Annotated in this window: 21 protein-coding genes; 2 read left to right on the forward strand and 19 right to left on the reverse strand. The window is 56.7% G+C overall.

Features of this window, described 5'->3' with window-relative positions; genetic code table 11:
• Window positions 1-195 precede the first annotated feature (195 nt).
• Entirely contained in the window at window positions 196-1770 is a 1575-nt protein-coding gene (locus ACFCTO_RS03485; RefSeq protein ID WP_499876393.1) for a tetratricopeptide repeat protein, read from the forward strand.
• A gap of 228 nt (window positions 1771-1998) precedes the next feature.
• Here ACFCTO_RS03485 and ACFCTO_RS03490 read toward each other — a convergent pair whose 3' ends face one another.
• The 11 genes from ACFCTO_RS03490 to ACFCTO_RS03540 all read right to left on the reverse strand — a co-directional run bounded on the left by ACFCTO_RS03490 (window position 1999) and on the right by ACFCTO_RS03540 (window position 11948).
• Complete coding sequence (locus ACFCTO_RS03490; protein WP_499876394.1) at window positions 1999-2556, reverse strand: flavin reductase family protein; 558 nt, start codon at window positions 2554-2556, stop codon at window positions 1999-2001.
• A 45-nt stretch (window positions 2557-2601) separates the two neighbouring features.
• Window positions 2602-3741, reverse strand: a complete 1140-nt coding sequence (locus ACFCTO_RS03495) for an SLC13 family permease (RefSeq protein WP_499876395.1) — start codon at window positions 3739-3741, stop codon at window positions 2602-2604.
• A 735-nt stretch (window positions 3742-4476) separates the two neighbouring features.
• Window positions 4477-4662: a FeoB-associated Cys-rich membrane protein gene (locus ACFCTO_RS03500; RefSeq protein ID WP_294024326.1), complete on the reverse strand. Its 186-nt coding sequence runs from the start codon at window positions 4660-4662 to the stop codon at window positions 4477-4479.
• 257 nt (window positions 4663-4919) lie between these two features.
• On the reverse strand, window positions 4920-7355 hold the full coding sequence (gene feoB, locus ACFCTO_RS03505) for a ferrous iron transport protein B (RefSeq protein ID WP_499876396.1): 2436 nt from the start codon (window positions 7353-7355) through the stop codon (window positions 4920-4922).
• A gap of 18 nt (window positions 7356-7373) precedes the next feature.
• A complete protein-coding gene (locus tag ACFCTO_RS03510; RefSeq protein WP_020310246.1) occupies window positions 7374-7610 on the reverse strand; it encodes a FeoA family protein in 237 nt (78 codons plus the stop codon).
• Window positions 7611-7632: 22 nt separating this feature from the next.
• A complete protein-coding gene (locus ACFCTO_RS03515; protein WP_027894789.1) occupies window positions 7633-7923 on the reverse strand; it encodes a DUF2325 domain-containing protein in 291 nt (96 codons plus the stop codon).
• Between the two features lie 544 nt (window positions 7924-8467).
• Entirely contained in the window at window positions 8468-10561 is a 2094-nt protein-coding gene (locus ACFCTO_RS03520) for a heavy metal translocating P-type ATPase (protein WP_499876397.1), read from the reverse strand.
• 3 nt (window positions 10562-10564) lie between these two features.
• Window positions 10565-11215 (reverse strand): HMA2 domain-containing protein, encoded by a 651-nt coding sequence (locus ACFCTO_RS03525; RefSeq protein WP_499876398.1) that lies wholly within the window; start codon window positions 11213-11215, stop codon window positions 10565-10567.
• A gap of 2 nt (window positions 11216-11217) precedes the next feature.
• The gene (locus ACFCTO_RS03530; protein WP_302421095.1) at window positions 11218-11502 is read right to left on the reverse strand and encodes an HMA2 domain-containing protein; all 285 of its coding nucleotides are present in this window, start codon (window positions 11500-11502) and stop codon (window positions 11218-11220) included.
• Between the two features lie 153 nt (window positions 11503-11655).
• Entirely contained in the window at window positions 11656-11874 is a 219-nt protein-coding gene (locus ACFCTO_RS03535; protein WP_302421094.1) for a hypothetical protein, read from the reverse strand.
• A complete protein-coding gene (locus ACFCTO_RS03540) occupies window positions 11841-11948 on the reverse strand; it encodes a hypothetical protein (RefSeq protein ID WP_366915655.1) in 108 nt (35 codons plus the stop codon). Before ACFCTO_RS03540 ends, ACFCTO_RS03535 begins: the two co-directional genes overlap by 34 nt.
• A gap of 189 nt (window positions 11949-12137) precedes the next feature.
• Here ACFCTO_RS03540 and ACFCTO_RS03545 point away from each other — a divergent pair, with 189 nt between their 5' ends.
• Complete coding sequence (locus tag ACFCTO_RS03545) at window positions 12138-12866, forward strand: BUD32 family EKC/KEOPS complex subunit (protein WP_337506914.1); 729 nt, start codon at window positions 12138-12140, stop codon at window positions 12864-12866.
• On the opposite strand, the gene dprA is transcribed toward ACFCTO_RS03545, so the two are convergent.
• From dprA to prmA, 8 genes are all read right to left on the reverse strand, one after another.
• Window positions 12861-13982, reverse strand: a complete 1122-nt coding sequence (gene dprA, locus ACFCTO_RS03550) for a DNA-processing protein DprA (RefSeq protein ID WP_337372497.1) — start codon at window positions 13980-13982, stop codon at window positions 12861-12863. The two genes, ACFCTO_RS03545 and dprA, sit on opposite strands and share 6 nt — an antisense overlap.
• 8 nt (window positions 13983-13990) lie before the next feature.
• Window positions 13991-15505 (reverse strand): YifB family Mg chelatase-like AAA ATPase, encoded by a 1515-nt coding sequence (locus ACFCTO_RS03555; RefSeq protein ID WP_337372495.1) that lies wholly within the window; start codon window positions 15503-15505, stop codon window positions 13991-13993.
• Window positions 15506-15509: 4 nt separating this feature from the next.
• Window positions 15510-15881, reverse strand: a complete 372-nt coding sequence (locus tag ACFCTO_RS03560; protein WP_299721603.1) for a YraN family protein — start codon at window positions 15879-15881, stop codon at window positions 15510-15512.
• 106 nt (window positions 15882-15987) lie between these two features.
• On the reverse strand, window positions 15988-16116 hold the full coding sequence (locus tag ACFCTO_RS03565) for a hypothetical protein (protein WP_292260815.1): 129 nt from the start codon (window positions 16114-16116) through the stop codon (window positions 15988-15990).
• Window positions 16113-16457 carry a histidine triad nucleotide-binding protein gene (locus ACFCTO_RS03570; RefSeq protein ID WP_292260812.1) on the reverse strand — a complete coding sequence of 115 codons (345 nt, stop codon included), beginning with the start codon at window positions 16455-16457 and terminating at the stop codon, window positions 16113-16115. Before ACFCTO_RS03570 ends, ACFCTO_RS03565 begins: the two co-directional genes overlap by 4 nt.
• A 222-nt stretch (window positions 16458-16679) precedes the next feature.
• Window positions 16680-17984 (reverse strand): tRNA (N(6)-L-threonylcarbamoyladenosine(37)-C(2))-methylthiotransferase MtaB, encoded by a 1305-nt coding sequence (gene mtaB, locus ACFCTO_RS03575; RefSeq protein WP_499876399.1) that lies wholly within the window; start codon window positions 17982-17984, stop codon window positions 16680-16682.
• Window positions 17984-18712 carry a 16S rRNA (uracil(1498)-N(3))-methyltransferase gene (locus ACFCTO_RS03580; RefSeq protein WP_292260806.1) on the reverse strand — a complete coding sequence of 243 codons (729 nt, stop codon included), beginning with the start codon at window positions 18710-18712 and terminating at the stop codon, window positions 17984-17986. Before ACFCTO_RS03580 ends, mtaB begins: the two co-directional genes overlap by 1 nt.
• A gap of 4 nt (window positions 18713-18716) precedes the next feature.
• On the reverse strand, window positions 18717-19592 hold the full coding sequence (prmA, locus tag ACFCTO_RS03585; protein ID WP_020310232.1) for a 50S ribosomal protein L11 methyltransferase: 876 nt from the start codon (window positions 19590-19592) through the stop codon (window positions 18717-18719).
• Window position 19593: the final 1 nt, after the last annotated feature.

Raw genomic sequence — 19593 nt, forward strand, 5'->3', positions numbered from 1 at the left:
TCGCTATCTTGGTCATTATCTTAGTCGTTATCTTAGTCGCTTTTCTTAGTCGTTCAGCGACTAAGTTATTTCATTATAACATCTTTTCCGGCTTCCTGTCATTCCGTCTCTTGTCTCCGGGGAAAGGATTGACATCCCGTACTAGAGTATGTAAAAATGAAGTTATGATATATATCAGGCAGGAGGTTTTGAACTATGAAACTATTACGACGTCAAATTGCACTGGCTGTGACTGGTCTTTTTCTGACAGGATACACGGTCATGGCAGCAGACACACCGGCCGCAGCTGCACCTGCGGCGATACAACCTCAAAATGAAATCGTGCAGACAGTAAACGTCCCGTCTCTAACGAAACAGGAAAAAATAACGCCGGCTAAAAAGTCCCGCCCCCTCCAGATTCCTGTTTCGGAAGCAGTGGCAGGTACATCCGTTCCCGTTACCGGATTCATCAGCAAAGATTCGGGACGCACTGTAACAGTAACGGCTGGAAACAGGCCAGCAGCTCTTTTCATCTCATCTTCTATTCCCGGTTCTGCCAATACGGCTTATGCGGATTTCACGAAAAAAGCCTATGTTTCATATCATGAACAGATGAACTTCTTTGTCCTACAGACTGGCAGGACGAGCAAAATAGAAAACTGGCTGAAAGAAGAAGCCTTCCCCTTTCCCGTTCTTACAGGAGACTACCACCTATATACCAATTCCCTGCCCCGATTGATATTAATCGACAAGAATGGCATCCTGCGGTACCGACTGAACAAAGATCTGCCTGCTAAAGACGTGCGGGATGCCTTTCAGGATACGATTACAGCCCCCGTTCCCCCCGATGCAGCTCAAAGGCAAAAGCGGCTGGATACGATTATCAAAGAGCGCCATACCCGCGACCGAGAGCTCCGTCTAAATGACGCCTTTTCTCCCCTGTCGTCACAGTTACTGTTCCTGTCCATTCTCTATCAAAAAGAATATAATCAATCCTTCCCTGAATCAGCCTGGCAGGATTTATCACTTGCCGGCCTGTCCTGGTACTACGGCGATGACGCTGGAACAGAGAGCCATCTGGAGCAGATGACCGCTCATGCCCCCAACAGTCCGCTTCCTTATGGGATCCGCAGCCTCTATGATATGATGGATGGGAACCCGGGGGCCGGCTATGCGGACACATTGCAGGGGCTCCGCAAAAATCCCGAGGATATTCTCTTGAATAGTCTTGCCATCGTCTATGAATATATGATGGGACAGAAAGACAAAGCGGCTCACCGTATGCAGACACTGGTTGAAGCCCATCCGGAATGGAACAAGGACAGGACACTTAGTTATACAATCAGCCGCAACTATATCACAATGAATCAAAAAGACCTGGGCCTTGCTTTTTACCGTAAATATCTGGAGCATGATAAAAACCCTGCCCGCGGCCATCTGGACTATGCCCGCCTACTGACCAAATCGGGTAACTATGAAGAAGCCCTGAAGGAATGCCGGATTTCCCGTAATAAGCTTTCTGAAGAAGAAAAAAATACGTACTACCCGTTCGTGGTCAATACGTATCAACAAGAAGCATGGATTCAATGGAAATTGGGAAACGCGGTCCAGGCGCTGTCTTGTGCTACCAAGAGCATCGATCTCCTGAACATGCACAAGTATCCTGTCCCCCAAAGCTGGTACATCCTTCGGGCCGCTATTGAGCAGTCACTGGGCCGGACTACGGCTGCTGCAGCTGACTGGGAAGCATCGAAGCGCCTGACAAGTCTCCCTCATTTCATTCCTCATTAAGCCCCATTCCTATCAGGCCTAGAACGGTAATATAAAAAACAATAATATCCCGTTCATCAGAGACACTGCCGCTACCTTTTCCATTGCGTATACGGCGGCACTGTGTCATGATGAGCACTAAAAAATCCGTCGAATTTTTCGGCGGATTTTTTAGTCAGAACAGGCGCGCCCTCTACGACGGTCTATTGCAGCAACTGTCTTGCCATTTCTTGCAGTTATGCGTTAAGTTCAGCCTTTCAATTTCAGTCCGTCATGGAAGGCCTGGCCTACGACGGGACCGATCAGGCGATAGGTCATGGTAGCGATGTCGAAGATGATGGGCTGCAGTTTGTCGTAGTCGATTTTGCCGTCTGTCAGGACCGATTCGTCGGCCTGCTGGGCTACGATTTTGCCTACGAGGATGCCCGTCTTATCGTCATAGCTGGTACATTCACATTCCAAGGTGACCGGGAATTCTTCGATAATCGGAGCATTGACGTGGCCGCTCTTGTGGACGTGGCAGCCTTCCTTTTCAATCTTATTTACCTTATTGCCCGTTTCTACGCCAAAGTAATCGGCAATTTCAACCGTATCCTTGGTGGCAAAGGCGACGGTAAAGGCCTTGGTATGTTTGATGTTGTCCGTCGTCTTGTGTTTAGCCAAAAAGAGCGTGATTTCGCCGTAATCCGATTGGGCTCCCCAGGCGGCATTCATGGCATTGGGCACGCCCTTTTCGTCGTACGTCCCGATAATAAATACCCCTTCCGGCGCAATGCACGCCTTATTTCCTTCAAATTCTACACTCATGGAAAATCCCTCCTTATCCTATTCTTTCCTAATTCTATATTTTCATTATACTCCGAATCCGTACAACCAGGCAATCAGGACCAGTACCAGCAGATAGGCCAGGTTGAGCAGGCTAAACAGTTTCAGATACCTTCCCTGCTGCCGGGGATAGGACCGGACGTACATGCCATAGGAAATGAGGCTTGCCATAGAAGCAACCAGCGTCCCCAATCCCCCTATATCAGTTCCCAGCAGCAAGGCCGCTGCCTCATCGGTAAAGCCCGACAAGAGGACGGCTGCCGGCACATTGCTGATGACCTGACTGGCCAAAAGGGCCATGAAGAATTCATGACCGTCCAGATACCCTGTCAGCAGGTCCCTGAATCCAGGCATCTGGCTCATATTGCCTACGAGGATGAAAAAGGCCACAAAAGTGCCCAGAAGCCGATAATCGGCATAACGGAAATACCGTGGCCGGGTCAATGCCGTAACGACGATAACGATGGCCAAGGTAAGGCGATAATCGAGGACATAGGCCACAGTGAGCAGGGACAGGAAAAACATCCCGCCCAAGAGCCAGAGCCGACGCGATGGCGCCAAGACAGGCAGATTCCTTGTCCGCCGGGCAGCCAGCCGGACGGAAATAGGAATCGGCGTCCCCGGCAAGCGGAACAGGGACAGCGCCAGCAACAGGAAAGACACCAGGGTATATGGCAGGAGCAGCGTCAGAAACGATGGCAGATCCATGGCGTAATAAAAATAAAGATACAAGTTCTGCGGATTGCCGACGGGAGTACACATACTGCCCAGATTCGCCGCCAGCGTCTGGAGGACGATGACGAGAGCCATCTGTTCCTCACTGGCCACCTTGGGCAGGGCCATCAGGGAAAAAGGCACAAAGGTCAGGAGAGCCACATCATTGGTCACCCACATGCTGACAAAAAAACAGGCAAATACCAGGACCGCCGCCAGCTGGCGCATCGTCCCCAGGCGGAGCAGGAGACGGGCCAACACGGCAGAAAAGACGCCGCTTTCCCGCACGCCGCCGATGACGACCATGAGACAGAACAAAATCGCCAGTACAGGCATATTGATATACCCGGCATAAGCTGCCGAAGGCGGTACGGCCGTCATCGACACCAATGCCGCCACTACCGCCAGAAAAAACACTAGATTCTCTTTGATTACTGAAGCAACAGATTTCATATCAATTTCTCAATCGGGATGCTTCCCGTTCTCATCCTTTCTGATACTTTTCTTTCATTATACCATGTTTCCTGCCGTCGCAGCAGACTGTAAATTTCCTGACTGCCTCATCACCTGGTTATCTGCCTCAGTGTCGATGACACGACGGTGCCGAAGTTCGGCAAGAAGTTCGATGCTGTTTCTTTATTGCATAACTATGCCTGCCATACAGGCAAGCCCTATATGAACGATTGCTTCGTTAGTCTGACGCTGAGCGCCCCTGTACTGAGTCCACGTGAAGGAATCTGCTATTTAGCGATTCCTATAGGATACCGGATGTGGACGAAGGAAAGGACCAAACCCGAGTTAGCCGGTGATTTCATCGTGAAGATGATGTCTTTAATGAAAAGCCTGCCATTATACTCGAATAGGCTATGGTCAAATCTCACAGCGGGCCGCCTTAATCAGGCCGGCCCCTACGCACAAGGCCATTGGCCGTATGTTTTTTTGCAATCTGTGGCCGCGTTTATTCCCATCGCCTGGATGCGATATCGTAGGGGCCGCCCAGAGTCATTATGCCCCATCAGGAGCAGGAGACGATTGCCCGGACAGATGGCTACGGCGGGCGGCCCGCTACGCACTGAGGGCTTCCCGAAGCGTCGTTGTCAGTTTGAATCTGTCGCGGTGGAACGCCGCATCTGAGTCCGAGGAAAGCAAAAAGGGACTGTCGCACGTGCGACAGTCCCTTTTCTTATGCTATTTCCGGCAGCACGGAGGCAATTTGGAATCGTCCCCCGTTTTTGTCTTTCCACTGGATGAGCAGCAGCCTGAGCAGTTGCCGCAGCAGCTGGCCGTTCCGTTGAACAGGCCGCGGATATGGTGGATGAAGTACGCTACGGCGATGATGACGACGATAGCGACGATAATGGTTGCAGGACTCATAGATATACCTCCTCTCGGGATTAGCAATTATTCGTTATAAAATCAACCTCTCCGGCCCTTTGGGCCACCTCCAACCCGGCTCTCCGTTTTGGCAGCCGTCCTGCCTTTCCCTGCGGTCAACGCCTGACGGGCCAAAAAGGGCCTATGAGTGGAGGCTTAAAATCAACCTCTCCGGCCCTTTGGGCCACCTCCCCTATGAGGGGAGGCTAGCCACGAGCCACTAATATTATACGTTATGGAAGGGGTTGCTTCAAGTCTTAAGCGCCGAGGCCGGCCATGAGGGCCAGGTGATAGGTGGCAAAGGCCAGGACATACGAGAGGACGAGGCACATGCCATTGCTGACGAGGAGCATTTTCCACGAGCCTGTTTCACGTTTGATGACGGCCATGGCAGCGACGCACGGCATGTAGAGCAGGACGAAGACCATAAGCGACAAGGCGACGGCCTGGTTGAAGTCCGGGTCATCACGGAGGTAAGCGACGAGGCCCGATTCATGGGTATCGTCACCGCCGACGCTGTAAATCGTACCCAGCGTGGAAACCATGACTTCTTTAGCCGCTGTGCAGGCGATGAGGCCTACGCCGATTTTCCAGTCGAAGCCGAGCGGTGCAATGACCGGTTCTACGAAGTGGCCAAGACGGGCTGCATAGGACTGTTCCAGTTTTTCCGACTTCTGCTGGTCGTCGAGCTTAGACGTTTCGTCGTCAGCATCGGCTTTGGCATCGAAGAGCGGCAAAGCCTGAGCGAAGACAGCCGGATTCTGTTCCTGCAGGTCGGCAAAGCCCTGGGGATATTTGCCCATGAAGAGGTTATCTTCTGCATTTTCAGAGTCTTTGACCTGGTCTTCGACGGAGCTCAAGGCAGCGGCCGGGTTCAGGGCATTGCCCGTATCGGCTTCGTCTTCGTCGGCTTCGTCGGCGGCTTCATCAGCCGTAGCGACCATCGATTCATACATATCGTTCAAAGCGGCATTGTCTTCGATAGCGCTGAGGCCGTAGGACTGAAGGATGTTAGACTGTTTCTGTTCCATTTCAGCCGTGACCTGATCTTTAGCGGCATCGAAGTCCTGGGAATATTCGACGTCCATCGGGTATGCCGTGAGGAACCAGACCAGGACGGATGCGCCGAGGATGAAAGTACCGGCTTTCTTGAGGTACAAGACCGTGCGTTCCCACATGTGCATGAGGACGCCTTTCAAGGTCGGAATGTGATACGGCGGCATTTCCATGACGAACGGTTCCTGTTCGCCTTTAAAGGTCGTGTGACGGAGGACCAGGGCGACGCAGACGGAAATGATGATACCTAAAAGGTATACGCCGAAGAGGACCGTACCACCGTGGCCGGAAGCGCCGAAGAAAGCAGCGATGAGCAAGGTGTATACCGGCAGGCGGGCACCGCAGCTCATGAACGGGCAGGCCAGGATCGTGACCAGACGGTCTTTTTCATTGTCCAGTGTACGAGCGGCCATGATGCCCGGTACGTTGCAGCCAAAGCCGAGGATCATAGGAATGAAGGACTTGCCGTGCAGCCCCAGGGCACGCATAGCGCGGTCGATGAGGAAGGCGGCACGGGCCATATAACCCGTATCTTCGAGAAGGCTGATGAATAAGTACAAGAGGACGATAAGGGGAACGAAGGAAAGAACGGAACCGACACCGCCGATGACGCCGTCGACGACGAGAGAGCGGAGCTGTTCATCTTCGATGACATCGCTGCACCAGTCACCGAGCATCGAGAAGCCCGTGTCGAGCCAGCCCTGCGGGTAGGCGCCGACGTCGATGACGACGACGAACATGAGCCACATGAGGGCCAGGAAAATCGGGATCCCTAAGTAACGGTGGGTCAGGACGCTGTCGATCTTGTCGGACAAGGAGTCGCTCGAACCGACATTGATAATCGATTTATTAAATACGTCAGTTGCGAATTGATATCGGCATTGAGCGAAATAGAAGTCCAAATCGATCTTGTTGGCCAGGGAATCGCGCAGAGTCGAAGCCAGGGCCAGGATGGACTGGGTCCCTTCCATAGCGCGGACTTTGGCAATGGCGTCGGAGTCGTTTTCCAGGAGCTTGACGGCCAGCCAGCGGACCGGGTATTTGATGATGCCCATTTTTTCGATGGCATCGGTCAGGTTGGCAATCGCCGGTTCGACGTCAGCGCCGTAATCGACTTTGGCATTGACCAGATTCTGGGTCTGCGTACTGGAAATGGCGTCGAGCAGTTCTTTCGTGCCGATGTTCTTGCTGCCGACGAGGGGCACGACGACGGCGCCGAGCTGTTTGCCCAGCTTCTTGAGGTCGATCTGGATGCCCATGCGTTCGGCAATGTCCATCATGTTCAAGGCGATGACCATGGGGCGGCCCAGTTCGACGAGCTGTGCGGCCAGGTATAAGTTACGTTCCAGGTTGGACGCATCGAGGACGTTGACGATGATGTCCGGTTTTTCATTGATGATGACGTTACGGGCTACGACTTCATCGAGGGACCGTGCCGTCAGGCTGTATGTGCCGGGCAGGTCGACGAAGAGCAGGTCCTTGCCGTTGAAGGTACGATGGCCTTCTTTCTTTTCGACAGTAACGCCAGGATAGTTGCCGACGTGCTGTTTGGCGCCGGTAATGTTGTTAAAAATCGTCGTTTTACCGCAGTTCGGATTGCCGGCCAGGGCAATCTTGATCTTTGCTGCATTTTCCATGACTACTATGTACCCCCTTTATTGTTCTACGGCGACGGAAATCATCGCCGCTTCATTCATGCGCAGTGCCAGTGCGCACCCTTTGACTTTTACCTCAATGGGGTCTCCGAGCGGGGCCTTTTTGAAGACTGAAATATGCGAGCCCTTGACGACGCCCATGTCGACGAGGCGGTGCTGGATATTTCCCCGTCCCTTCAAGGCATCGACAACGCCCGACTGGCCGACTTTCATATCGGCTAATGAAACAATTTTCATGACTAACTCCCCTTTGCTTGCCTCAGACGGCCTCTTCCGTCCGGGCGGCTAATATGTTCTTCAGCGCGTTCGAGCTGCTCGTATGGGAACGGACGACTTCGACGTTCTTGCGCTGCGCTTCTTTGATGGCGCAACGGACCATACTGTGGCTCACGGTACTGGTAAACAACACCACAAGATCAGGCGACCCGATTTTCGATTTGAAATCGCTTGGTACCTGTGTAAAGACTTTTGCCTTATAATCATACTCTTTGCAAATACGCTTATAGCGACAAACCATACAATCATTTCCACCTACGATGACGACACTCATTTACATCGCTCCTTTCAGCTCCGTAAATAATACTCACACATCCCTTCTAATTAATGATAATACATTTCATTACCATAAACATTATATATTTTTTCACAAACTCTGTCAATAGTTGCTATTGAAATTCATTTATAAAAAAAGGACTTGTCGCATAACGACAAGTCCTTTGGTAGGGGCGCCACGTGGGGCGCCCGTTTCTGCTCGATATGGGAATGTATTCATTTCCGAGACGGGCTCGCCACGTGCGAGCCCCTACAACGGCTGTGGGAATTCCACCAATCTCTTGTAGGGGCGCCACGTGGGGCGCCCGTTTCTGCTTGATATGGGAATGTATTCATCTCCCGGGTGGGCTCGCCACGTGCGAGCCCCTACAACGGCTGTGGGAATTCCACCAATCTCTGTAGGGGCGCCACGTGGGGCGCCCGTTTCTGCTCGATGCGGGAATGTATTCATCTCCCAGACGGGCTCGCCACGTGCGAGCCCCTACAAACCATTGGCGTGTGGCGTGTGCGGATCCCTACAAACCATTGGCATGCGCGATTCCCTATGCCGGGCGTCTGGTCGGGCGGGCCGGTTTCAGGATGCGGACGCTGTTGAGGACGACGGCCAGGGTGGCTGTGTTGTGGATGACAGCAGCCCAGAGGGGGCTGATTTTCCCTAAGGCGCCGAGCAGCATGGCCGCCGAGTTGACTACAATGGTAGCCGTGAAGTTCTGGTTGATGGCCCGCATCGTTTCCCTGCCGATGTACAGGGCATCGTACAGTTTCGACGGGTCTTCCGAACGGATGGTGATGGCTGCCGATTCAGCGGCGATGTCCGTCTTGTTGCCGCCGAGGCTGACGCCGATGTCGGCAAAGGCCAGGGCCGGTGCGTCGTTGATGCCGTCGCCGACCATCATGACGTTGCCCCGCTTCTGCATCTTCATGACGTAGTTGGCCTTGTCTTCCGGCAGGATTTCGGCATGATACGAGTCGATATCCATGTCGCGGGCGACTTCGGCGGCGACGTCCTTCGAGTCGCCGGTGAGCATGACGACTTCGTCGATGCCCAGGCGGCGCATGCGGTTCAGGGTCTTCTTCATACCCGGACGGACCGGGTCCTGGATGACCAGGAAGCCGAGATATTCGCCGTTGCGGGCGATGTACAAGAGGTTCTTGCCCCAGGTCTTGTTATCCGTCGCCGGCATGCCTTCGACGCCTTCTTCGGTCATGAAACGGCGGCTGCCGACGAGGATGTCCCCGCCTTCGTAGCCTTCAAAATCGGGAACGGTCGCTTTCATGCCGCGGGCGACGACGGTTTCCGACGACGCATGAGGCGGCGTCTTCCAGCCCTGGGCGTTGACGTATTTCTGGACGGCCACGGCCAGGGGATGGACGGAGTGCATTTCAGCCGAAGCGGCGAGGAGGATCATTTCCTTATCGTCCACGCCTTCGACGGTTTCGATGTGGTCGATCTGGGGAACGCCCATGGTGATGGTCCCGGTCTTGTCGAGGACGACCGTGTCGATGTCGGCCAGGTTTTCGATGTAGTTGCCGCCCTTGATGAGGATCCCCTTGCGGGCTGCCACGCCGATAGCTGCCGAGATGGCCGTCGCTGTCGACAATTTCAGGCCGCACGAGAAGTCGATGAACAAGAGGTTGAGGACGCGCTGCCAGTCTTTGGTGGCCCCGTAGACGATGGCTGCGCCGATGAAGGAGATGGGAACCAGGAGGTTGGCCATCTTATCGGCAAAGTTCTGGACCGGCGCCCGGCGGGTCTGGGCTTCTTCGACGAGGTGGATGATCTGGGCCAGGGACGTGTCGGCACCGACCTTTTCGACGCGGATGACCAAGTCGCCCGCTTCGATGACACTGCCCGCATAGACCGGCGATTTTTCCTGCTTAATAGCCGGATTGGATTCGCCCGTAATGGAAGCCTGGTTGACGGCGGCATTGCCGCTGACGACGCTGCCGTCGACGCAGATCTTTTCGCCCAAGTGGACGGCGATGAGGTCGCCCCGCTTCAGCGATTCGACAGGGACCTTGCGTTCATGGCCGTTTTCGACGAGCCAGACGTCGCGCTGGTCCAGTTTGAGGAGGCCCGAAATCTGACGGCGTGCCTTTTCGGCAGCGTATTCGGTCATCATTTCGGCCCCGTTCGACAGGGCCAGGAGGGTCAGGCTCGATTCAGGCTTGCCAGCCAGGACGGACGCAGCGACTGCCGTCGCCGTCAGGGTATCGGCATTGGCCTGATGGTCCCTTACGAGCCCCATGATGCCGTTCTTAATGTAGCGGCGTGCAATATATAAGGTAAATAATCGGCGAAACAAGAGGATCGACCCGTAGAATTCCGGGTTGACCTTGCGCAGGATGTTCATGGCGATGAAGCCGCCGACGGAGATGATGGCTTCCCGGCGGTACGTAGCGACATCCATGTCGTCGTCTTTCTGTTCCTTCTTGCGGCCATATTTTTCTTCAAAGGCACGGATGAACAGGTTCAGGGCCCGCAGGTCCAGCCGTCCCACATAGTAGACGGTGACCTTCTTTTCTTCGACGACAGCCGAGACGATGCCGCGGACCTGGCGGAGCTTGACGCTCAGGACAGGGCGCATGCGGCTGGGGATCTCGCTGTGCAGGAAGATGGTATTGCGCATGTACATGACTTAACGCCCCCTCAACAACGACAGGGCCCACCACAGCATCTGCGGCCCTGTCGGGCGCTGTCCCAGGAATACGGTCTTCCGCAGGCCGCGAAGGGTCAGGACTACGGCGATCAAGGTCCGCAAATCCAGGAAGGCCTTGCTTTTCCGAAAAATAGCCTGACTGAAGACGTCAGCCGTATCCTGGACGGCCTTCAAATATGTCGTCGATTCCGATTTCCCCGCTTCGGCCTGTCCGGCATCGCAGACGGCACTGACGATGCCTTCGACGACATTCGGGAAGAGGCGGAAGCGGAAGAAGTTTTCCAGCCGGTCCAAGGTCCCTTCGCTGTGGGCGAAGACCAGGATGCTGCCCGTGACGGCGCTGACCTGGATGAACTGGATATTGGGCAGGGTGCTGACTTTTTCTTCGATCAAGCGGGCCAGTTCCGCATTGCCGACGAGGGCCGCTGCCCGATAGCGGCGACGGCCTTTCAAGACGGATACGCAGGCGAAACGGGGCACTTCCGGTGCTCCCTTTGCCGCCTGGACCTGAGGCCGGAAGGCACCGGCGGGCGCAGCTGCGGCAGCCGCTTTGCCCTTCTTATTGTGGAACAAGTCGTATACGGCTTTGCCGATCGACGTGCCCACCATAAAACCTGAGGCATAAGACATAATTACCTTCTCCTTTCAACATGGGTCATGATATAGTTCTCTACCCGGACGAGTTCCCGATTGGCCTGCAGGACCTGCGGCCGGTAGGTGATCAGGACGGAACCCGTGAGGACATTGACATCGACCTTGTCGATTTCTTTATAACTGGCAATGTAGGCGTAGACCTTGCGGCCCAATTCGGCATTGCCAATGAGTTTTTTACTGTGCAGGCGGATACGGCCTGGTAAGTAAGACGAAATAGAAACGGCTCTCATGATGAGGTCCCATTTCGACGTCGGAATGATCATACAAGCAGTCCTTCCTGGTGTTGTGCCTCTTAAAAAGGGCTTGTCGCACGACGACAAGCCCTTTTAAGTGGTTAGTGGCTAGTGGTTAGTTGTTAGCAGATGGCTTTAAATTTAAAGGCTTCCGCTGAAACCGCAAAGGCCTTCCCTACAAACTTATTTCGCCTGTGTGGCTTCCTGAGCTGCGATCATGTCTTCCAATTCTTCTTTCTGACGCTGCAATTCAGCCAGGGGTACCGAAGCGGTCATCGCACCGGCAGCGGGCTGCTGCATAGCCAGGAGCTGCTGTTCCCGTTCGGACATGAGTTTATAGCCGAAAACACCAGCGACGACACCGATACCTAAGCCAATCCAAAAATCTGTATTCTGAAACATACGACACATCTCCCTTGAAAAAATTGATATTCACTTACGTTTATTATTATAAAGTGTCTTCTTTCACTTGTCAATAGCGTTTATCAAATTCAATAGACCATCTTGTTTACAAGATGGTCTATTTCGAGGGGAGTTCGCAGGAAAATGCCTTATTTCCAAGGGCCAGGCCATTTATTTTACTGACAAAATTTGTTATAATGTAGGCACGTTCTTATGTGTAGAAACTGTAAATATTGAAACTATATCTTAAAATTTTGAAAGGTGTGACTTTCTTGTTCAACAGGTCTCTCTTAAAATCCGTTCAATCTGCCATCACAAAAGCGCCGGACAAGCGGATTTTATCACTTTCTTTTGAAAATAAAACGTACTTCGTCAAGCGCCGCATGGGCAATGGCCGCAATGCCTTTGCCAAACAGAATCCGTCGGCAGCCTTTTGGTGCGAAGCCTACAAGATCATGACCGTCAACGCCCGCCTTCCCCTGGCGCCGAAGGTCGTCCTCCTGGATGAAGACTTCTTCGTCATGGAAGCTGCCGGCAAGACCTTGCAGGGCGTAGCCAAGGAAGCGGAATACGCCGCCGTCCGCCACGATGCCTTTGAAAAAGTCGGCCAGGGACTGGCCCAGCTCCACGCCGCCGGCCTGCACCACGGCCGGCCGGCCCTGCGGGACATTGCCTACGATAAGGAAACCGGGACGATTACCTTCCTCGACTGGGAAAATGAAAAGAAATTCGTCGACGCGCCGGCGCCCGTCCTAGACCTGTTTCTCTTCCTGCACAGCTGCTTCCGCGAGGAATGGCCGGACAACGTCCTCATCGACGCGGCCGTCGCCAGCTATGGCCGCGTCGAAGGCAGCAGCCAGACCATGGCCGCCCTGAAAGAATTCATCACAGACCATCATACCCTCTTTGCCTGCTGTCATGCCCTGGTCCCCTTCGGCTGGATCGACGTCGTCTCCGTCGACAAAGCCCAAGCGTATATCACCGCCTTATAGGGCAGAAAAGGCCGCAGCACAGCGGATATAGCCGCCGGGGAGTTCCTCGGCGGCTTTCTTCATCTGCAGGGCCAGGAGGATGGGCAGCAGGTCGGCGACGGCGAGGCCCGTCTTTTCCAGGAGCTCGCTCACCGGCGCCGCCCGGTCGAAGGGGATGGCGTCGATGACGGCCTGTTCGGCCGGACTCAGGCTGGGGCCTTCTTCATGGCAGGCTGTCTCCGGCCCCTGCCAGCCGCGGCGGCGAAATTCCCGGACCACATCGTCAACACAGGTCAGGGGGATGGCGCCGAGCCGGAGGAGATGGTTCGTCCCCCGGCTGGTTTCGGAAAAGACGCTGCCCGGCATGGCAAAGACGTCGCGCCCTTCGTCGAGGGCCAGGTCAGCCGTAATCAGGGAGCCGCTGCGCAGGGCCGCTTCGACGACGATCGTCGCCGCTGCCATGCCGGCGATGATGCGGTTGCGGGCCGGGAAATTCCGGGATAGCGGCTCGACGCCGAAGGCATATTCCGAGATGACTGCGCCGCCGCTATCGACGACCTGCCGGAACAGGGCCTTGTTCTCCCTGGGATAGGTCCGGTCCAGGCCGTTGGCGGCGACGACAACAGTCCGCCCCTTCCCTTTCAGGGCGCCCCGATGGGCCCGCGTATCGATGCCCCTGGCACCGCCGCTGACGATGGTGAAGCCCTGGGCCGCCAGCTCAGCGGCCAGCGTCTCGGCGGCATTCAGGCCATAGGGGCTGGCCTTGCGGGAGCCGACGATGGCGATACTGCTGCTGTCGCGCTCCATCGTCCCCTGACAAAAGAGGACCAGCGGCGGCCGGGCAATGAAGGGCAGCCAGCTGGGGTAATCGTCGTCCCACAGGGCGACGGGCCGGACGCCATAAAAAGACAGCCTGCGCTGGAAGGTACCCCAATCAAAAACATCTCGTTCTTGCCTGAGCTGAGAAAAAATCTTGGCCGGAATCCCCGTCCGGCGCCGCAGGTCTTCATCCCAGACGGCACCCCAGGCCTGGCTGGGCGAGCGGCAGACGTCGAGGAGGGCCTGCAGGCGGCGGCTGCCGCAGCCCTTGAGGGACTGGAGGGCCGCTGCGTACATCGTTTCCTGTTCCACCTTCATCCCCCCCTTCATGGCTGGTGCATCTTATTGCGGTAACTGATGGCTTCGGCCACGTGATCCTTGGCGATGACCGGTTCTTTGGCCAGGTCGGCAATGGTCTGGGACACTTTGATGATGCGGTCGTAACTGCGGGCACTGAGGCGCAGGGCATCGAAGGCCTCGCGCAACAACTGCTGGGCCGCCTCGGTCAACTGGCACGTGGCCCGTATCTCCCGGTGGCCCATATGGGCGTTGCAGGTACAGCCATAAGGAGCCAGGCGCTCTTGCTGGCGATGGCGCGCCGACAGGACCCGCGAGCGGATGGCCGACGACGGTTCGGCCCGCCGCCGGGCCGTCAGTTCCCAGTAGGCCGGCCGTTCGACGCGGACGTGGAGGTCGATGCGGTCCAGGAGAGGGCCGGAAATCTTATGGGTATAGCGGCGTATCTCGCTGTCCGAACAGGTACAGCCTTCGTCGAAGCCGTAGCGGCCGCAGGGACAGGGATTCATGGCCGCCACCAGGACGAAGCGCGACGGATAGGACAGGGCCGCCTGGACGCGGGCAATGTGGACGGCGCCGTCTTCCAAGGGCTGGCGCAGGACTTCCAGGACCGACCGGGGGAACTCCGGCAGTTCGTCGAGGAAGAGGACGCCGTGATGGCTGAGGGTCACTTCGCCCGGCTTGGGGATGGACCCTCCGCCGACGAGGCCGGCCATGGAAATGGTGTGATGAGGACTGCGGAAAGGCCGCTGCTGCAGGAGCCGCCCCTTGCCCAAAAGACCGGCGACGCTGTATATCTTGGTCACTTCCAGGGCCTCGGCTTCGCTCATGGGCGGCAGGATAGTCGGGATGCGCTTGGCCAGCATGGTCTTGCCGCTTCCCGGCGGGCCGATCATGAGGACGTTATGGCCGCCGGCTGCGGCGATTTCCAGGACCCGCTTGGCTTCGGCCTGGCCCTGGACTTCGGCGAAGTCGACGTCATAGTCCAGCTGGTCCGGCGCCAAGGGTTCCGGCCGGGCCGCGTCCAGCGGCTTTTCACCGGTCAGGCAGGCGGCGACGTCGCAGAGCGTATCGACACCGTAGACCGTGAGGTCCGGACAGAGCAGGGCTTCGGCGGCATTGTCGCGGCTGACGAAGACCGTCTTCATCCCCTGGGCGGCCCCTTCCAGGACCATGGGCAGGATACCGTTCACCGGCCGGATGCGCCCATCCAGGGCCAGTTCCCCCATGAAGAGGCATTTTTCGCAGGCCTCTTCGGGAATCTGGCCGCTCGACACCAGGATGGCCACGGCCAGGCTCAAATCCAGGCCGGACGTGTCCTTCTTCAGGTCAGCCGGCGCCAGGTTGACCGTCAGGCGGCGCATGGGAAATTCATAGCCGCTGTTCTTGACGGCAGCCCGGACCCGCTCTTTGGCCTCTTTCACCGACGTCGATGCCAGGCCGACCAGGTCGAACGACGGCAGGCCGTTGGAAATATCCGTTTCGACGGCGATGACGTGCCCGTTCAGGCCCAGTGTCGCCGCCCCATAGATACGCGCGAACACGGCGTCACCGCCTTTCGGCCAGGAAGGCATGGGCAATGTGGCGGATGCCAGTCTGTCCGTTATCTCCTGGCCAGACTTCGATGACGTCGAACCGGCATGGCCGCTCCCAAAGATCGAACTGGGCCAGATAGGCCGAGGCCACGCGGGTGATCTGACGGCGCTTGCGCTTCTCGACGGCTTCGCAGGGCAGGCCGTAAGAGCCTGTCGTCCGCGTCTTGACTTCGATGAAGACCAGCGTATGGCCGTCGTCGGCGATGATGTCGATTTCTCCCAGGCGGTTGCGGTAATTACAGCAGCGCACGTGATAGCCCCTTTCCTGGCGCACAAAGGCCAGCGCCGCTTGTTCTCCATAATAGCCTAATAGATTCTTCTCCATGGCGATTCCCCTTTCTCACTTTATCCGATTACGTCCATCGTAGGCGAGAAAGATTAAAATTACATGAAAAAAAGACCCTTCCGGGTCTTTTTTCATGAGAAGAAGATTAAATTTTGTGGATCATCAGGAAAGCGACGACGCCGGCGAGCAGGACGATGGCGATGATGCGGGTAAGGGCCGACGCGGTAATCGTCACCTGGCGCTGGGGCTTCCGTCTCCGCTGCCGTTCACTCATACGCCGGGCCAAGCCATTTCTTTGCCGCCTAAGATGTGGGCGTGCATGTGATGGACCGTCTGGCCTGCTTTTTCACCGGTGTTGAAGACGACGCGGAAGCCGTCTTTATCAAGATTCATGACCTGGGCGACTTTCTGGATGGCATAGAGCATCTTGCCAGCGACAGCGGCATCGTCCGGCGTCAAGTCGGCGATACTCTGGATATGTTTCTTGGGGATGACCAGGACGTGGACCGGAGCGACCGGATTGATGTCCTTGAAGGCGAAAAAATTATCGTCTTCCCAAACTTTCGTGCTCGGGATCTCCCCGGCGATGATCTTGCAGAAAATGCAGTCTTCCATGATAAATTCCTCCTTAGGTAGGTGTACGTAGGGGCCGGCCTGAAAGCCTTTCTGGCCCACCAGACCGTCGTAATCATGCAGGCAGAATGCGTTCATATTCCGGACGGGCTCGCCACGTGCGAGCCCCTACAAGGGTTAGGGGTTAGCAGCCAGCAGTTAGTGGTTAGGGGCTCGCAGGTCGAAACCACGAGCCACTAGGCCTCAGGCCAAAACCACGAGCCGCTAACAACGCCCTTCCAGCTTCTGCCCGTCAGTGCCGATGAGGGTGACTTCGACGACGGTGCCTTCGGCATGAGGCGGAAGATTTTCGACGACGGCCCGTTCGTAGTTCTCCGTAAAGCCTTCGCCTGTCGTGCCGTCTTGTTTTTCGATGAGGACCGAGGCCTTCTTGCCGACCAGGGCCGTCAGGAGCGCCGCTTTCTGGCGGGCCGACAGTTCATTGACGAGTTCGACGCGCCGCTTCTTTTCCGCCGTTTCGACTTGGTCCTTCATATCCGCTGCCGGCGTCCCCTTGCGCTGGGAATACGGGAAGGCGTGGATATGCGAGAAAGAGAGGCGTTCCAGCGTCGCCATGGTGTCCTCGAAGAGAGCTTCCGTTTCGCCGGGAAAGCCCAGGATGAGGTCCGTCGAGACAGTCAGGCCGTCGATGCGGCTGCGCAGGCGGGCGATGAGGTCCTCGTATTCAGCCACCGTGTAATGGCGGTTCATGGCCTTCAGGATCGGGTCCGAACCGGACTGGAGGGGCAGGTGCAGATGCGGGCAAATGCGGTCCGAGCTGTTCATGACGTCGATCATGTCGTCGCCGATTTCCAGGGACTCGATAGAACCCAGGCGGATGCGGGCCACGTCGGTTTCCTTGACCAGGCGGTCCAGGATGTGGGCCAGCGACGGATGGTCGTCGAGGTCGCGGCCATAGGCGCCGAGGTGGATGCCGGTCAGGACGATTTCCTTGAAGCCCGCTGCGACCAGGCGGTTGGCTTCGGCGACGATGGCGTCGGGCTGGCGCGATTTCAAAGCGCCCCGCGTATAGGGAATGATGCAGTAGGAACAGAAATTGTTGCACCCTTCCTGGATCTTCAGGTCGGCCCGCGTGTGTTCCACTGCCGACGGATAGAGGGGGATTTCCTCGAATTCGTCGTGACGGCGCACGTCGTGGACGGCCGTGATGACTTCGTCGTCTTCGTCGTGCAGAAGTTCGCGGACAATGGATACGATGCGCTTGCGTTCATTGGTCCCGACGACGGCGTCGACTTCGGGCATGGACGTCAAAAGCTCCGGGTCGAGCTGGGCATAGCAGCCGGTGACGATGACCTTGGCCGCATCGTTGCGCTTCTTCGTCCGCCGGATGAGCTGGCGCGATTTCTTTTCGCCGACCTGAGTGACCGAACAGGTATTGATGACATAGACGTCGGCCGGGCCATTGAAATCGGCTTCCGTGAAGCCTGCAGCCAGGAAGAGGCCGCGCATACTGTCCGTATCGTACTGGTTGACACGGCAGCCAAGAGTGGCAAAAGCGATAGTTGGCATTACTTGAATCCTCTTTCGTACATAATGATAGACAGGGCCGCCAGCGACGCCGTTTCAGCGCGCAGGATGCGGGGCCCGAGAGAGACCGTGCGGCACCACGACAGATGCTGCGTGGCATAGGCGATTTCTTTTTCGGCATAGCCCCCTTCGGGACCGATGGCGATGACGACGTCGCCGGTACGCACGTCGTGGCAGGCTTCCGACAAGGGCGCCGTCTCCTGTTCATAGGGGATGACAAAACGCGTGTCGGCATAGGCGTCGACGAGTTCCGTGAAGCTCATGACCGGCGCCACGTCGGGTACGTCGTCGCGGCCGCATTGCTTGGCCGCTTCCAGGGCCAGGCGCTGCCAGCGTTCGAGCCGTGCCTGCCGCCGTTTATCATCTAATTTTACTACACAATGCTCCATTTGTACAGGAACGATCCGCCCGGCACCGAGTTCCGTCGCCTTCTGGACGACCCAGTCGAACTTGTCGCCCTTGAGGAGCCCTGCCGCCAGGATGACCCTGCCGTTGGACGACGGCCCGTCGGAAATCTTGCGCGCCGGCGTGAGGTACGCCGAATGGCCTTCCATACGGGTGATGAAACATTCATAGGTCGCACCGGTGCAGTCCGTGACGTTCAGCGTATCGCCGACGGTATGGCGCAGGACGACAACGACGTGATGGGCATCGTCGGCAGACAATTCAAAGGTCCCGCAAATGGGGAAATCCGTGAAAATCTTACGCATAGTCTCACCTCTTCATCTGGACGGCATACCAGCCGCTGCGGAACTGTTCATCGACCCAGGTGAAGCCGACGGCAGCGGCAGCGCGGCGCACTTCGTCGATGCGTTCGTCGATGATGCCGCTGGCAATGAGCGTACCGCCTTCCTTGAGATACGGCGGCAGCGTCGGCAGCAGGGCCAGGACGGCATTGGTCACCAGGTTGGCTACGACGACGTCGGCCTTTTCCCCCTGCGGGATGGCCGCCAGGAGGTCACTGTTGGCGATGGTCAATTTGTCTTCGACGCCGTTCAGCTTGGCATTGACCGCAGCCTGCTTGACGGCGACGCCGTCGAAGTCGACAGCCGTCACGTGGGATGCGCCCAGTTTGGCGGCGGCAATGGCCAGGATGCCCGTGCCCGTGCCGATGTCAAAGACCGTATCGCCGGCCTTCACCGTATCTTCCAGATACTGGACGCACATGCACGTCGTATCGTGGAAGCCGCTGCCAAAGGCCAGGCCCGGATCGATGGAAAGGACGTCTTCACCGTCGGCCGGCCGGGCCGGTTCCCACGCCGGGGCCGCCCAGAAATGGCGGGAAATCTTCTTGGGATGGAAGTGTTCCTGCCAGGCAAAGAGCCAGTCCTTATCGTCAGCTTTCTTTTCGACGACCTTCCAGTCGCCCAGGTCAACGCCCCGTTTTTCCAGGGCGCCCATCTTTTCTCGTATCGTTTCCACAAGACCTTCCTGTGCCAGCGGGAAATACGCCGTAATGCGGATGCGCCCTTTGTGGTCCGGGTGCTCGTCGTCGATGACCGAGCCATTGCTTCCACATTCAAAAACAAGAAGGGCCACCAAATCGGTGGCCGTTGGGGAAACGAGCAAATCTACTTCATTCCATTGCATC

This window comes from Megasphaera indica, assembly GCF_046614755.1.
Lineage (GTDB): Bacteria > Bacillota > Negativicutes > Veillonellales > Megasphaeraceae > Megasphaera > Megasphaera intestinihominis.